Raw genomic sequence first — 14,984 nt, 5'->3', positions numbered from 1 at the left:
GCGGGGCTGACGCTGCGGGCAATCTTGCTTATTCATGGCCGGTATTGCATACTGCACCACCAGCCTCATCACGATTCCCATGAACGATACGCTTCTCCTGCTGGGTTTTGCCACCACGCCGCTTGAACTGATTTCCTTTGTCCTGGCACTGACAACCGTTGCGCTGAACATCCGCCAGAATCACTGGGCGTGGCTGTTCGCCATCATTTCCTCGGCCGCCTACGGTTTCGTGTTTTTCGAGTCGCGCCTGTATGGCGACATGGCCTTGCAACTGCTGTTTATCAGCGTCTCGTTCTGGGGCTGGTACCAGTGGCTGCATCCGGCCAGCGGCGGCAAGACCCTGCCCGTCACGCGCCTCGACGGCCGCGGCTGGCTGGCTTGCGGCGCGGGCTGGCTGGTCGGCTTCCTGCTGATCGCCTGGCTGCTGACGACGACGGATACGGACGTGCCCCACGCGGACGGTTTCCTCACGGCAGGCAGCCTGGTGGGACAATTCCTGCTGTCGCGCAAGAAGCTGGAAAACTGGATCGCCTGGATCATCGTCGACGTGCTGTACGTGTGGCTGTACCTGCACAAGGGCCTGACCCTGACGGCCGTGCTGTACGCGTTCTTCGTCGTGATGGCCATCATCGGTTTGCTGGCGTGGAAAAAGTCGGCGCCGGCCGCTCCGAGCGCGATGGTCCTCAAGTGATGGAGCGTTGCGTGCGCGTGGCCATCCTGGGCGCGGAATCGTCGGGCAAGTCGACCCTGGCGGCCGCCCTGGCCGAACGCTACGGCACCGTCTGGGTGCCCGAGTATTTACGTGAATTTGTCGAAGCGCAGGGCAGGGTGCCCGTCTCGGCCGACCAGTATGGCATTGCGCGCACACAAGTCGAACGCGAGGCGGCGGCCGCCGCGCAAGCGCGCAACTTCCTGTTTTGCGACACGACGCCGTTGATGACAGTCGTCTACAGCCGCCATTATTTCGATGGCGCCGATGCACAGCTGGCGGCGCTGGCCGATGCCACGCAGTACGATCTGACGTTGGTGACGGCGCCCGACAGCCCGTGGGTGGCCGACGGCTTGCAGCGCGAGTCCGAAGCCGTGCGCCAGCTGATCTACCGCTACCTGCTCGACGAGCTCGACGCGCGCGGCATTGTGTACCACGTGCTGCACGACAGCCTGGAGGCGCGCCTGGAACAGGCGGCTCCCTTGCTGCAGCAGGCGCTAGCTGCAGCGCCTGCCATTTCCCTCAATTAAAAATCAAACTGTGCCGACACCTTGAACGTGCGGCTGGCGCCCGGATACAGATAGCCATCGGACTCCGGCGTCACGTCGCGCCAGTAGAACTTGTCGGCCACGTTGTTGACGCTGGCGCGCAGCACGGCGCGCGTGCCGGCGATGCGCGTGGCCCAGGCGGCGCCCAGGTTGAACACGTGGTACGACGGCACGAAAGTCGTGTTGTTGTACTCGAACGCTTTCTTGCCCGCATATTCCCAGCTGCCGTTCACGCTCAAGCCCGCCACCTGTTGCACGGCATAGTCCGCATGCACGGCCGCCTTGAAGGCGGGCACGTTCGGCACGCGCTTGCCGTCGAGGTCGGCATTGCCCGTGCCTGACTGCTGGCTGTTCAGGGCCGTCACGGACGCGCCCAGGCTCAGGTTGGCGCTTGCCTTGCCCTGGGCCGACAATTCCAGGCCGCGGTGCTGTGCCTGGCCTTCGCGCACGAAGTAGCCGGCCGTGTTCTGGAATTCCAGGCCCTTGCGGATCTGGAACAGGCTGGCCGCCACCATGAAGTCCGGCGTCACATCCATCTTCGCGCCGAATTCGATCTGCTTCGAGCGGCTCGGCGACAGCTCTTCGTTGGCATTCATCGCCTTGCGGTCGGCCGTGCCGCCATGTTCCATGCCCTGCGAATAAGCGGCATACACGGAGACATTGTCGAGCGGAGTGTAGACGAGCGACACGTTGGGCAGCAGGAAGTCGTGCTTGGCGCGGATTTCCTTGTCGGCCTTCAGCACATACTGGTAGCCGTCGACGTCGATATGGCGCAAGCCGCCATGCAGCTTCCAGTTCGGCGCCAGGCTGACGATATCCTGCACGAAGACGGAGTTTTCCGTGTCCTTGCGCACCAGGCGCACGGGGCCTTGCACACCGGTCGACATGCCGACGATCTGCGGGCGGTAGATATTGCTCACGCCGGCCCAGTCGTACACGTACAGTCCAGCGCGGTCCTTGCGGCGGAAGGTCGAGACGCCGGCCGTGAAGTCATGGCGCAGCGAGCCGGTGGCGAACTTGCCCTGGATCATGGCTTGCGCGCTCAGCGGCTTTTTCGTCTCGCCCAGGCTGCGGTAGTCGTACACGTCGTAGTCGCCATTGCCGCAGAAGCCGGGGTACAGGTCCTGTCCGCTGCAGCCGTACGGGAAGGCCGTGTAGTCGTCGCGCTTGAACGAGTGCTGGTTGGCCGACAGGGTGGCGCGCCAGTCGTCATTGAACGCGTACTGGAAGCGCAGGCCGAGATTGCTGGTGACGGTTTCCACGGGGCGCGTCCACGGCTGCAGGTTGAGCATGGCGTCGGCGCTGATGCCGGTTGGCAAGGTTTTATTGTTCAGCAACTGGAAGCCGGGCGCCGTCGCCTGCGCCTTGTCCTGGTAATCGGCGTCGAACTGCAGCAGCGCTTGCGGCGAGATCTGCCAGTCGAAGGCGCCGGAAATGAACTTGCGGTTGCCGTCCGCGCCCTTGATGTAGGAGCGCAGACGCTCGGCCGCCACGTTGACGCGGTAGCCGAAGCGCGTGTCTTCCAGGCGGCCGCCCAGGTCGATGGCGCCGTACAGGGTGCCCCGTTCGCGCGCTTCCACGGTGACGCTGCGCAGCGGCGCGGCGGTGGGGCGCTTGACGATGAAGTCGATCACGCCGCCCGGCGCGGCCACGCCCGCCTGCAAGCCGGCCAGGCCCTTCAGCACTTCGATGCGTTCCTTGTTTTCCAGCGGAATTTGCGTGTCGCCAGGAATGGCCACGCCATCCTTGCGGTAGCTGGAATTGTTGTCGAGCTTGAAGCCGCGGATGGAAAACTGTTCCGCATAGCCGACGGCGTTGTAGGCGTCATTGATGCTGGCGTCGAGCTTGACGGCATCGCTGAGATTGCGGATCTGTAAGTCCTGCATGTCCTTTTGCGAAATGACGGTGACGGACGCGGGCGTCTGCAGCAGCGGCGCATCGCTAAAGCCGCCCACGGAGGCGCGTTTGGCGGCCGGCGCCTTGCTGGCCGTAACGACGACTTCGGCCATGCTTTGGGCCTGCGGATCGGCGGCTTCGACGGCGTCATTTGCGGCCAGGGCAGGCGCGGCAAACGCGTGCAGGATGGCCAGGGTCAAAACAGAAACGGATAAATTCGGTGTGGACATAGATAGCTCGTGGTTCAAGCCGTCTCGGGAAAGAGCACGGCAGGCTGCTTGTTCGGCTGGCGCCAACGCAGGAGCTATCAAAGGAGGGAGGTACTTTGCGCTTTCCTTCGCTGGCATTATCCAGATCAGGTACGAAGGGTATCTCTCACCCGGATGACTGCTCCAGGACCCCTAGCGAAATGACAGCTTAGCATGAAGCACGGCCAGCTGTCCCACCGGCTGACCGTTTTACAACACTGTGGCGCGAATCTACAAACTCAGTTCCAGCACCTTGCGGCTGACGGCAGGCGTCACTTCGCGCTGCTCGCCCAGGGCCGTCATGCCGTGGGCTTCCAGGGCGGACACGACGGCGTCCACGCTGGCGTGGTTCAGGCCGTAGTCGGCCAGGCGCGTCTTGACGCCCATGTGGCGGAAGAAGAATTCCGTGCGCGCGATGGCCGCCTCGATGCGGCCGTCCTCGTCGCCGCCGTCCAGACCCCATACGCGGGCCGCGTATTGCAGCAGCTTGGCGCGCTTGGCCTGCTTGCGCACGCGCAGCATGCTGGGCAGGATGATGGCCAGGGTCTGCGCATGGTCGAGCTCGTACAGAGCCGTCAATTCGTGGCCGATGGCGTGCGTGGACCAGTCCTGCGGCACGCCCACGCCGATCAAACCGTTCAAGGCCAGGGTGGCGCTCCACATCACGTTGGCGCGCACGTCGTAGTCGTCCGGGTGCGACAGGGCTTTCGGGCCTTCTTCGATCAGGGTCAGCAGGATGCCTTCGGCGAAGCGGTCCTGCACGGAGGCATTGACTGGGTAGGTCAGGTACTGCTCCATCACATGCGCGAACGCATCGACGACGCCATTGCCCACCTGGCGCAGCGGCAAGGTGAACGTCTTCGACGGGTCCAGCACGGAGAATTTCGGATACACCTTGCGGCTCATGAACGAGCGCTTTTCCTGCGTGGCCTTGCGCGTGATCACGGCCGAGCCGTTCATTTCGGACCCGGTGGCCGGCAAAGTCAATACGGTGCCGAAGGGCAGGGCGGCCTCGACGATCTTGCCGCCTTTCGCCAGGATGTCCCACGCCTCGCCCTCGTGCAGGGCGGCGGCGGCGATGAACTTGGTGCCGTCGACTACGGAGCCGCCGCCGACGGCCAGCAGGAAATCGATGCGCTCGCTTTTCACGAGGGCCACGGCCTGCATCAGGGTTTCATAGCTGGGATTGGGTTCGATGCCGGCAAATTCCAGCACCGTGTGGCCGGCCAGCGCCGCCCTGACTTCATCGTAGACGCCGTTCTGCTTGATGCTGCCGCCGCCATACGTCATGAGCACTCTGGCCTGGGGCGGGATCAGCGCCGTGATCGCGGCGATCTGGCCCTGGCCGAAGAGGATTTGCGTCGGATTGTAAAAGTCGAAATTGAACATGGGGCTCCCGCTGCCGAGGTTTAGGCTGTTGCTGAGCCATGATTATGGCCGAACGGGTAGAAACGTGTCGTGGACGCTTGAGCTTTTCGCCCGCGCGGTGGAGAATGCAGCCGATGTCACCACCACGCGAAAAGGAATGCGCATGACCACCGTCCCACTGGAAGAATCCGGCCTGCCGGCCACCGCGCTCGACATGCACCGCGCCATCGGCGCCACCATCGCCGCGCTGCAAGCGCTGGACTTGAACAGCCAGCGTTTTGAAGCGTGCACGGACCCGGAACTGCGCCGCGTGCTCGCGCATGCGGGCGACACGAGCCGCAAGGAAGCGGCCATGCTGCTCGAATGGATGCGCCGCCGCGATGCGCGCCTGGACACGGCCATGAAGGAAGCGCTGTTCAAGGCGGGGCCGATTGTTGCCCAGTATCACTATGACGAGAAAATATTGTAACTATTGGTTTGTTGTTGTGGCGTACCATGCGCCACTTTCGCATCGCTTCGCGTAGACTGTGCCCCTAGTTAAATTTAACGCCGGATAGCAGCGGCTGTCCGGTGTATTCCAGGGGGCTTTTAGAAATGAAATCATTACCATACCGAGAAGGCAGCTGGTTTGCCGTGCCCCTGCCGGGCGGCGGTTATGCCGTCGGCGTGGTGGCGCGCAGGGCGCCTGCCGGGCGCATCATGCTGGCGTATATGTTCGGGCCGAAACGCGACCGCTTGCCCACGCTGGACGAGCTGGAAGGCTTGCGGCCGGAACAGGCCGTGCGCCGCCTGCGCACGGGCGACATGGCGCTGCTCAACGAGCGCTGGCCCCTGCTGGGCGACAGTCCCCACTGGAACCGTGACGACTGGCCCATGCCGGCCTTTATCCGCCGCAACGAATCCTTGCAGCGCGCCTGGCGCGCCAGCTATGCGGACGCCGATCCTGCCAAGCTGAATCGCGAGGAATCGATCCCCTTCGACACGCCGGGCATGGAAAGTGATTCCCTGTACGGCTACGGGGCGACGGAATTGTTGATGAGTAAATTGCTGGCGCAGGAGCAGGCGTCGGCTTGATGGCTGTCGGGCGGCATTGGTGCCGGAGCCTGCATCGGACGGCGTAGGTCGGATTAGCGAGGCCTTGCCTCGCGTAATCCGACAACATTGTTGGCCAAGGCCGCAGGTGGTGTCGGCTTACGCGCTTTGCGCTAAGCCGACCTACGCCGCTTATACGGCCGGTAAACTGATCTGAAACGCCAGGCCGCCGCCTTCGCGGTTGCGCACCTGCAGTTCGGCGCCGTGGCGCAGCAGCACGCGGTCGACGATGGCCAGGCCCAGGCCGGCGCCGTTGGCTTGTCCGCGCGCCGTGTCGAGGCGGGTGAACGGCTTCATCAGCTGCTCGATCTTTTCCGCCGGCACGCCCGTGCCGTGGTCCTGCACCTCGATGATGACCTTTTTCGCGCCGTGGCTGGTGCGCACCTGGCAGGCGATGTCGATTTCCGTCATGTCGCTGCCCGGCGTCTTGCCATAGCGGCGCGCATTCTCGATCAGGTTGTTCAGCACGCGGCGCAAGTCGGTGGGGTTGCCCATCGCATGCGCGCCGTCGGCGATGGTGGCGTTGAGCTTCATGTCCGGCAGGCGCATCGCTTCGCGCGTCATGTCGTGGAGCAAACCGCTGAGGTCGACATCGGTAAAGCTCGACGTTTCCGTCGGCTTGGCATAGTCGAGGAACTGGCCGATGATGGCGTCCATCTGCCCGATATCGGACTGGATGCCTTCGCGCGCCTCGTCCGACAGGTTGGCCATTTCCACTTCCAGCTGCATGCGCGCCAGCGGCGTGCGCAAGTCGTGCGAGATGCCGGCCAGAATCACGGCGCGGTCCGATTCCACCTGCTTTAAATCATCGACCATCTGGTTGAAGCTGCGGTTCGCCTCGATGATTTCGATCGGGCCTTTTTCCGGCAGCGGCGCCGGCTGCTTGCCCTTGGCGATGTCGCGCGCGGCCGCCGTCAGACGCGACAGCGGCAGATTGATCAGGCTGGAAATGATGGCCGCACCCAGCAGGGACAGCAGGGACACCAGGCTGGCCCAACCCAGCCACTGGAAGCCCGTCAGGCCGCGCAGGCGCTCGCGGTCCAGCATCAGCCAGTACTCGTCGTCGTCGATCTTGAAGCTGACCCAGAAGCCGGCCACGCCGTTGACGCGCGCGGAAAAGCGCGTGTCCTTGCCCAGCTTGGCCTTCACCAGCGCCTCGATCTCGGGCATCAGATAATTGTCGGGCGGCGGCTCGATGCGGTCGTCCTCTTCCAGCGAGAAGATGCGGATGCCTTCATTGCTGACGAGGTCGAACAGCAGCTCGCGGCGCAGTTCGGGAGCCGAGTGCGTCAGTGCCGCATGCGTGATGGTGACGACGGAAATGATCTGGGCGGAAATCTGCTGCGCCTGCGGCTCGCGCTGGATGACGGAAATCATGCCGATCCAGGTGATCATGCTGACGGTGGTCAAAGTACCGAGCAGCAAAAAGGTGCGCCAGAACAGGCCGCTTTTCAGCCGCGCCAGGCTGATATCGGGAACAAGCTTCATCATGCCTCGCCTGCGATCAGCGCGGCTGTCCGTCCGGGATGAAGACGTAGCCGAGACCCCACACGGTCTGGATGAACAGCGGGCTCGACGGATCGGGTTCGATCAGTTTGCGCAGGCGCGAAATCTGCACGTCCAGGCTGCGGTCGAACACTTCGTATTCGCGTCCGCGCGCCAGTTCCATCAGTTTCTCGCGCGACAGCGGCTGGCGCGCATGGCGGGCAAACACTTTCAGCACAGAAAACTCGCCCGTGGTCAGCGGCACGGTCTCGCCATTCTTTTTCAGGGTACGCGTGCCCAAGTCCAGCACGAAGTCGCCGAACTCGAAGGTTTGCGGTGTTTCCGACGGCGCACCCGGGATTTCATCGGGGCCCTTGCGGCGCAGCACGGCGCCGATGCGGGCCACCAGCTCGCGCGGATTGAACGGTTTTGGCAGGTAATCGTCGGCACCCATTTCCAGGCCCACGATGCGGTCCACGTCCTCGCCCTTGGCCGTCAGCATGATGATCGGCGTCTGGTCGCCCGCGCCGCGCAGGCGGCGGCAGATCGACAGGCCGTCTTCACCGGGCAGCATCAGGTCGAGCACCAGCAGGTCGTAGCGTTCGCGCAGCCACAGCTTGTTCATGGCCGTCGCGCTCTCTGCCGTGAAGACATTGAAGCCCTGTTCGGTCAGGTAGCGCCGCAGCAGGTCGCGCAGGCGCACATCGTCATCGACCACCATGATTTTTGCCTGGTGGCCATGGATCGATTGCGTTGTTGTATTGCTGCCGGTAGTGGAGGTTGTGGTCATTTAAGGTGTCGTGTTATCTTATATTAGTTGCTATAGTAACGCCTCGCGCGGCGTCGGCAAGGGGCTGTGGCGACCCATTACAAAGTGTTACAAACTTTACCCAATTACTCTTACTGCACCGTGTAAAGCATCATACACTGGGGCCACAGTGGAAATCAGCTTTAGTTTATACGGCATCGCGGAAGAGGAACTCAATGAATATCTTTACTAAAAAAATTCACGCCGCTCCCAGCGCAGCTATTGCCGCACGTACAGTTGTACTGTCCGCATTTGCCGTGTGTTCCGTGTTTGCCGCCAGCCTGGCGTCGGCGCAAAACCAGCCGCCGCCACGCCGTGACGACCAGCAGCAAATGCAGGCCCAGCGGTATGAACAGGTACAGCGCAGCAATAGCAATGATACGCGACTGCGCGAACAGCGTGACGCACGCAGTTTCGACACGCGCGCCGAAGAGCAGCGCCGCGCCAACGAAGGCGCCGACGCTTCGCGCCGCACGGGCCGCATGACGCCCGACGAACGCCGCGACCTGCGCCGCCAGATCAACGAAGTGGGCCAGGATATTTACTCGAATCCGCCGCGCCGTTGATGACATCCGGCAATACCTACTGCGCGTCGCGACTTGTGGCCTGCGATGCTCACTGTACTAAAGTACAGTTCCGCTTCTCGGCCACAATTCACTTCCGCTCGCTACGGTCTCGCCAGATGTCGTGACTTTAGCTGAAACATCCATCTCCATTTTTCCATTCCCATGTTTATTGCGTCAGGATTATGCTAATCCGGCACACCGCCACGCCCCGTGATATTGTTCTAGTGCATTGAGGAAATTCTCAGAATGTGTTGCTGGGGGAGGCAAGTGGTGAGCGACGACGACACACCGGTTCCGGATGCAACCCCCGCAGGCGGCTTGCCGCTCGGCCTGCTCCAGCGCGACGAGGGCGTGTTCCTGGACCTGTCGCTGGCGCCGGCGCAGCTGCGCGCCGCCGTCGACCAGCTGTTCCAGTCGGGCCAGCTGCTGGCCGGCCTCGATTACGGTTTGTTCCTGCTGACCCTGTTTCACGCTCCTGTCCCCCGTGCCGCGCCCAAGGGCGACGCCTTGCTGCGCATCGCCGTGCGCGTGGCGCCATTCCCGCCCCCGCGCCGCGCGCTGTACCAACAGATCAAGATCCGTGGCGACAGCGCCGAGTTTTACTTTGAAGCCTTGCCTGCGGATGCGGATGGCCAGATGGCGGCGCGCCGCGAGTTTGACGAGCTGGTGGCGGACCTGTGGTGCAAGGGCGTGCACTACGGTATCGATAGCGTGGCCGTGCGCGCCATGCTCGCCAGCGGCAAGGCCGAGCGCATCACGGTGGCGCGGGTGCTGCCGCCGCAGCCGGGCCGGGACGCCCAGCTCGTTGAAGTGTCGCAAGGCATCCACCGCGACGATGCGCCGCGCGAACGCTCCGATGGCCGCCTCGATTTGCTCAGTTTCAAGAACCGCTTTCCGCAAGTGAAAAAACACGCGCGCCTGCTGCGTCTGCTGCCGGGTACGCCCGGCCTGCCCGGCTACGACCTGGCCGGCAAGGTGCTGCCGCCGCCCGCGCCGCAGGAACTGGACCTGGCCACGGTGGCGGGGCCAGGCACGGCGGTCGAGCATTTCAGCGACGGCAATTTCCTCGTCGCCACCCAGGATGGCTATGTGAATGTCGATGAGCACGGCAAGATGGCGATCGAAAACAAGATCGTCAGCCGCGAAGGCGTCAGCAGCCGCACCACGGGCAATCTGAAGCTGCGCGCCGCCTACGAGGAGTACGGCGAAGTGCAGGAACAGCGCCAGCTCGACGGCAGCGACATCACCATCCATGGCGACGTGTATGGCCATCTGCACTCGCATGGCGGCTTGATCTTACTGCACCGCAACCTGGTGGGCGGCACGGCGTTCAATGCGCATGGCGACGTGCGCGTCGAGGGCGTCGCTTCCGGTTCCGTGCTGCAGGCGCTGAGCGGCGAAGTACACGTGAAGCGCGCGGAAAGCTGCGTCATCGCCGGCACGCGCGTGGTGATCGACAGCGCCAGTAATTGCGAGATCATCGCCGACGAGGTCGTCATCGAGCTGGCCGAAGGCTGCGCCGTGGCGGCGCGCACCATCCGCATCGGCAGCGCCGGTCCCCGCAAGCAGGTGGAGATGCTGCTGTTTCCCCTCGTGCCCGATTTGAGCGCGCTGGAGCAAAAGATCGCCGAGAGCCTGACGAAGGCGGCGCACTACCTGCAGGTGCAGCACAAGCGCCAGCAGGAAATCGATGCCATCGCGCAATTGCCCGAGGTGCGCAATTACCTGACCCTGGCGGGCCAGCTGCGGCGCGGCGAATTGCAGCTGCAGCCGGCGCAACAGCTGCAGTTCGACAAGCTGGCCGCGCGCATCGCTCCCGTCCTGAAAGAGGTGGCGCGCTTGCGCGTGGAGGTAAAACAGTCGGAAATCCTGCACGCGCAGATGCTGGCGCTGGTGGAGCAAGTGCGCCAGGAGCGGCAGGCGACGGCGGGCCAGTCGCGCTGCACCCTGGGCCTGATCGATGGCGAGACGACGGTGCGCGCGCTGGTCGTGCCGCCCGGGCCGGCCAAGGCCTACGACCGGCCGCCGAAGGAAATCAAGGCCTTGCTGCGCAGCGCCACGCCGGCCACGCAGCCCGTGTTTGCGGACAGCACGGGCAGCCTGGACTGGACCTATCAGCCGCCGCCGTAATCAGTCCGTGACCTTGCCGCGTGATTGCTTGAGCACGCTGTGCGTGCTCTTGCTGTCGAGGCGGCGCCGCTGCGAGCTGCGCGTGGGCTTGGTGGCGCGGCGCACGGCCGGCAGGAAGGTCACGCTGTCGATGATTTCCTGCAAGCGCCGCAACGCTTCTTCCTTGTTCTGCTCCTGGCTGCGCGACTGCTGCGCCTTGAGCACTAGCACGCCATCCTTGCTGATGCGGCTGTCGCGCAGGGCCAGCAGCCGTTCCTTGTACGCTTCCGGCAGCGACGAAGCGGCGATGGGGAAGCGCAAATGGATGGCGCTGGACACCTTGTTGACGTTCTGCCCGCCCGGGCCTTGGGCGCGGATGGCGGAAAATTCAACTTCAGCGGGGTTGACGAGGTGTTGCATGGCCTGCCTGTGGGGGAATGATGTGGGTATTGTAAGGGAAGATGGCTGCGCCGGCGCAAGGGCGGGGCCGCCAGCCGATGATGTCTTCCGGGAAAGTTGATGTTGCTCAACGCCGCCCGTGGTGATGCTGGTTAGCATGGGGCCAACGTTGCGCCACTGCGCATCCTGGCAGCGCTTACCGGATGAAAGGAACACCATGCAGCCCACGACCACGCCTGGCGCCGCAACCGCGCAACACCTGACGCAGTACTTGAGCTTCCGGCTGGGCGGCCTGGAGTATGGCCTCGACTACCGCTGCGTGCGGGAATTGCGCCCGCTCAATGAACTCGACCGTTTTTCCTCGGAAGGGGAAGTACTGCACAGCGTGGCCGTCTCGCGCGGCGTGATCATCCCCATCGTCGACATGCGCGCGGCGTTCGGCAGCGCCCACGGCGCGCCCGACCCGGCCACCGACGTGATCATCCTGCAGCTGAGCAATGGCGTGATGGGCATGGTGGTCGATGGCGTCACCGATATCGTCAGCTTGGCGCCCGGTGACATCGCTGTCGTGCCTGGCCTGGGCGAGGCGGAAGCCGATTACCTGCTGGGCCTGGGCACGCTGGCCGGGCGCCGCTTGATCCTCGTCGACATCGACCGCCTGATGGCGATCCGCAGCCCCGGCCCCATGCAGGCGGCATAAAAAAAAGACGACCCGAGGGTCGTCTTTGTGTTTGGCGTTAGCCGAGTTTCTCTAACTGATCCTGCAAGTCCAGCCATTCCGCTTCCAGCTGCGCCAGATCCTTGGTGAAGAAGGTCTGGTCGGCCAGCAGTTGCTTCAATTTCGCCTTGTTGGCGGCGTCATAGATGGTCGGCTCGCCCAGCTTTGCGTCGGTTTCCGCCTTTTGCGCATTGCGCTTGGCGATCTGCTCTTCCTGGCGCTTGATCTTGTTTTCGATCGGCTTGCGCAAAGCGGCGGCTTTCTGGCGCTCTTCCGCTTCCTTGCGCTTGTCGCGCACGGGCGCGGCAGGGGCTGCTGCGGCAACGACGGGCGAGACCACGGGGAAATCGGTCTTGTTGGCCTTGCCGGCGGCCGGCAGCACATCGGTACCTTTACCCAGCTTGGTCTTGAACAGCCAATCCTTGTAGTCGTCCAGGTCGCCGTCGAACGGTTGCAGCTTGCCGTCGGCAACGATGATGAATTCGTCCGTGGTGGCGCGCAGCAAGTGGCGATCATGGGACACGACGACCAGGGTGCCTTCGAACTGGGCCAGCGCTTCCGTCAGCGCTTCGCGCGTTTCCAGATCCAAGTGGTTGGTCGGTTCATCGAGCAGCAGCAGGTTCGGACGCTGCCAGACGATCAGGGCCAGCGCCAGACGGGCTTTTTCGCCGCCCGAGAACGGCGCGATCGACGCGGTCACCATGTTGCCGGGGAAGTTGAAGCCGCCCAGGAAGTTGCGCAGTTCCTGCTCGCGGACGGTCGGGGCGATCTTCGCCAGATGCCACAGCGGCGATTCGTCGTGGCGCAGCATTTCCACCTGATGCTGGGCGAAATAGCCGATGTTCAAGCCCTTGCCCATGGTGGCGTCGCCCGTCAACGGCATCAGTTCGCCGGCGATGGTCTTGATCAGCGTCGATTTGCCGGCGCCGTTCTGGCCCAGCAAGCCGATACGCTGGCCGATCTGCAGCGAAAACTTGATGCCGTTGACGATGGTTTTATGCGTGATTTCGCCCGTCGCTTCGTTCTCGATCTTGTAGCCCGCATCGACATCTTCCATCACCAGCAGCGGGTTCGGCGCGCTCAATGGCTCGCGGAATTCGAACGAGAATTCGGCGGCGGCGCGCAGTGGCGCCAGCTCTTCCATCTTGGCCAGCGCCTTCATGCGGCTTTGCGCCTGGCGCGCTTTCGAAGCTTGCGCCTTGAAGCGGTTCACGAACGATTCCAGGTGGGCGCGCTTGCGCTGCTGCTTTTCCAGCGCGCCGGCGGCCAGGATCATCTGCGCCGCGCGCTGGCGCTCGAAGCTCGAATAGTTGCCCGAGTAGCGTTTCAGCTTGCGCTCATCGATATGCACGACGACGTTGACCACTTCATCGAGGAAGTCGCGGTCATGGGAAATGATCAGCAGGGTGCCGGCGTAGCGCTTGAGCCAGTCTTCCAGCCAGATGATGGCGTCCAGATCCAAGTGATTGGTCGGTTCATCGAGCAGCAGCAGGTCGGACGGGCACATCAGCGCTTGCGCCAGGTTCAAGCGCATGCGCCAGCCGCCCGAGAAACTGGCCACCGGTTGCTGCATCTGGTCCAGGGTGAAGCCCAGGCCCAGCAGCAACTGCTCGCCGCGCGACTGCACGGTATACGCGTCGGCATCGGCCAGCGCGCTGTAGATTTCGCCGATGGCGATGCCGTTTTCCGACGTGGCCGGCTCCGATTCCAGGCGCGCCAGTTCCGCTTCCAGTTTGCGCAGGGTGACGTCGCCATCGATGGCGTAGTCGAGCGCGGCACGGTCCAGCGGCGGCGTTTCCTGCGCCACGTAAGCCACGCGCCATTTGGCCGGGAAATCGATCTCGCCCTGGTCAGGGTGCAATTCGCCACGCATCATGGCGAACAGGCTCGATTTGCCCGCGCCATTGGCGCCGATCAGGCCGATCTTGTCGCCCGGATTGAGGGTGACATCGACTTGTTCGAGCAACGGTTTGATGCCGCGCATCAGGCTTACTTGTAGGAAACGTATCATTTTTTTCTTTGTAAAGGCTGGGATTTAACCCTCGCCGTAAAATTCAGGTAGGTCGGATTACGCTCTTCGGGCTGATCCGACCTGCCAAGTCGATCAAACCAGCTTCAGCTGCTCGGCCGTCAGCAGGAACACCATGTCGTCGCCGGCGCTCGTCGTCAGCCAGGTCAGGCCCAGCTCGCCGAAGGCCGCTTCCGCGTATGCGCGCTCATTGCCGATTTCAATCATCAGGATGCCGTCGTCCGTCAGGCGCTCGGCCGCGCCGGCGATGATCTTGCGCACCAGGTCCATGCCGTCGCTGCCGCCGTCGAGGGCGATTTGCGGTTCGGCCAGGTATTCCTGGGGCAGGGCGCCCATCGACGCGGAATTCACGTATGGCGGGTTGCTGATGATCAAATCATATTTCTTGGCCGGCACGTTCGTGTACAGGTCCGATTCGATCAGGTTCACGCGGTCCTGCAGTTTATAGGTGTCGACGTTGCGCTTGGCCACAGCCAGCGCGTCGGCGGAAATGTCCACGGCATCGACCGTGGCGTTCGGGAAGGCGTCGGCCATCATGATCGACAGGCAGCCCGAGCCGGTGCACAGTTCCAGGATGTTTTCCACGGCTTCCGGTTCCGCCACCCATGGCGAGAAGTATTCAGGGATCAGCTCGGCGATGAAGGAGCGGGGCACGATCACGCGCTCGTCCACGTAGAAGTTATACGTACCCAGCCAGCCTTCCTTGGTGATGTAGGCGGCTGGCACGCGGTCGATGCTGCGGCGGTCGATGACGCTCATCACGCTGGCCACTTCCGACGGCAGCAGCTTGGCGTCGAGGAACGGTTCGAGCTTGTCGAGCGGTAACTTCAACGTGTGCAGGATCAGATAGGCCGCTTCGTCGAACGCTTCGGCGCTGCCGTGGCCGAAAAACAGCTTGGCGGTGTTGAAACGGGTAACGGCGTAGCGCAGCAGGTCGCGTGGCGTGGAAAACGGGTTCGGGGTCATGGCATTCTCGAAAAGACGGTGTTCTGGCCCGCCGTGACGGGCC

General features: G+C 63.5%; 14 protein-coding genes and 1 riboswitch. Of the genes, 7 read left to right on the top strand and 7 right to left on the bottom strand.

What is annotated here, in order from left to right; translation table 11 throughout:
- The first annotated feature begins 79 nt into the window (after positions 1-79).
- Both pnuC and IGS55_RS15950 read left to right on the top strand, forming a co-directional pair.
- Positions 80-691 (top strand): nicotinamide riboside transporter PnuC, encoded by a 612-nt coding sequence (gene pnuC / locus IGS55_RS15955; protein WP_230518018.1) that lies wholly within the window; start codon positions 80-82, stop codon positions 689-691.
- Positions 691-1,239 carry an AAA family ATPase gene (locus IGS55_RS15950; protein ID WP_230518059.1) on the top strand — a complete coding sequence of 183 codons (549 nt, stop codon included), beginning with the start codon at positions 691-693 and terminating at the stop codon, positions 1,237-1,239. Before pnuC ends, IGS55_RS15950 begins: the two co-directional genes overlap by 1 nt.
- Here the strand turns inward: IGS55_RS15950 and IGS55_RS15945 are convergent.
- Together IGS55_RS15945 and IGS55_RS15940 are read right to left on the bottom strand one after the other, a co-directional pair.
- On the bottom strand, positions 1,236-3,383 hold the full coding sequence (locus tag IGS55_RS15945; RefSeq protein WP_230518019.1) for a TonB-dependent siderophore receptor: 2,148 nt from the start codon (positions 3,381-3,383) through the stop codon (positions 1,236-1,238). The genes IGS55_RS15950 and IGS55_RS15945 overlap by 4 nt on opposite strands.
- Before the next feature lie 85 nt (positions 3,384-3,468).
- Positions 3,469-3,566: riboswitch (TPP riboswitch) on the bottom strand.
- 66 nt (positions 3,567-3,632) lie between these two features.
- Positions 3,633-4,790: an iron-containing alcohol dehydrogenase gene (locus tag IGS55_RS15940; RefSeq protein ID WP_230518020.1), complete on the bottom strand. Its 1,158-nt coding sequence runs from the start codon at positions 4,788-4,790 to the stop codon at positions 3,633-3,635.
- Positions 4,791-4,932: 142 nt separating this feature from the next.
- Here IGS55_RS15940 and IGS55_RS15935 point away from each other — a divergent pair, with 142 nt between their 5' ends.
- Entirely contained in the window at positions 4,933-5,238 is a 306-nt protein-coding gene (locus tag IGS55_RS15935) for a ferritin family protein (RefSeq protein ID WP_034750230.1), read from the top strand.
- Between the two features lie 125 nt (positions 5,239-5,363).
- Positions 5,364-5,843 (top strand): Imm26 family immunity protein, encoded by a 480-nt coding sequence (locus IGS55_RS15930; protein WP_230518021.1) that lies wholly within the window; start codon positions 5,364-5,366, stop codon positions 5,841-5,843.
- Between the two features lie 150 nt (positions 5,844-5,993).
- On the opposite strand, the gene IGS55_RS15925 is transcribed toward IGS55_RS15930, so the two are convergent.
- On the bottom strand, positions 5,994-7,352 hold the full coding sequence (locus IGS55_RS15925) for a sensor histidine kinase (protein ID WP_230518022.1): 1,359 nt from the start codon (positions 7,350-7,352) through the stop codon (positions 5,994-5,996).
- 13 nt (positions 7,353-7,365) lie between these two features.
- Positions 7,366-8,067: an osmolarity response regulator transcription factor OmpR gene (gene ompR / locus IGS55_RS15920; protein WP_223278807.1), complete on the bottom strand. Its 702-nt coding sequence runs from the start codon at positions 8,065-8,067 to the stop codon at positions 7,366-7,368.
- A gap of 263 nt (positions 8,068-8,330) precedes the next feature.
- Between ompR and IGS55_RS15915 the strand changes: the two genes are divergently transcribed.
- Positions 8,331-8,720 (top strand): hypothetical protein, encoded by a 390-nt coding sequence (locus IGS55_RS15915; protein WP_128142525.1) that lies wholly within the window; start codon positions 8,331-8,333, stop codon positions 8,718-8,720.
- 270 nt (positions 8,721-8,990) lie between these two features.
- Positions 8,991-10,850, top strand: coding sequence for a flagellar assembly protein A (locus IGS55_RS15910; RefSeq protein WP_230518023.1), 1,860 nt, complete (start codon positions 8,991-8,993; stop codon positions 10,848-10,850).
- On the opposite strand, the gene arfB is transcribed toward IGS55_RS15910, so the two are convergent.
- Positions 10,851-11,249 (bottom strand): alternative ribosome rescue aminoacyl-tRNA hydrolase ArfB, encoded by a 399-nt coding sequence (arfB, locus tag IGS55_RS15905; protein WP_034749850.1) that lies wholly within the window; start codon positions 11,247-11,249, stop codon positions 10,851-10,853.
- A gap of 196 nt (positions 11,250-11,445) precedes the next feature.
- Here arfB and IGS55_RS15900 point away from each other — a divergent pair, with 196 nt between their 5' ends.
- Positions 11,446-11,928 carry a chemotaxis protein CheW gene (locus IGS55_RS15900; RefSeq protein WP_230518024.1) on the top strand — a complete coding sequence of 161 codons (483 nt, stop codon included), beginning with the start codon at positions 11,446-11,448 and terminating at the stop codon, positions 11,926-11,928.
- Positions 11,929-11,965: 37 nt separating this feature from the next.
- Here the strand turns inward: IGS55_RS15900 and IGS55_RS15895 are convergent, their stop codons facing one another.
- A complete protein-coding gene (locus IGS55_RS15895) occupies positions 11,966-13,957 on the bottom strand; it encodes an ATP-binding cassette domain-containing protein (protein ID WP_072452810.1) in 1,992 nt (663 codons plus the stop codon).
- Positions 13,958-14,050: 93 nt separating this feature from the next.
- Complete coding sequence (gene prmB / locus IGS55_RS15890) at positions 14,051-14,941, bottom strand: 50S ribosomal protein L3 N(5)-glutamine methyltransferase (RefSeq protein ID WP_230518025.1); 891 nt, start codon at positions 14,939-14,941, stop codon at positions 14,051-14,053.
- Positions 14,942-14,984 lie beyond the last annotated feature (43 nt).

This window comes from Janthinobacterium sp. EB271-G4-3-2, from assembly GCF_020858035.1.
GTDB lineage: Bacteria > Pseudomonadota > Gammaproteobacteria > Burkholderiales > Burkholderiaceae_D > Janthinobacterium > Janthinobacterium aestuarii.
Note: the sequence above shows the minus strand (reverse complement) of the source record. Positions and strands in the feature narration are given on the sequence as shown.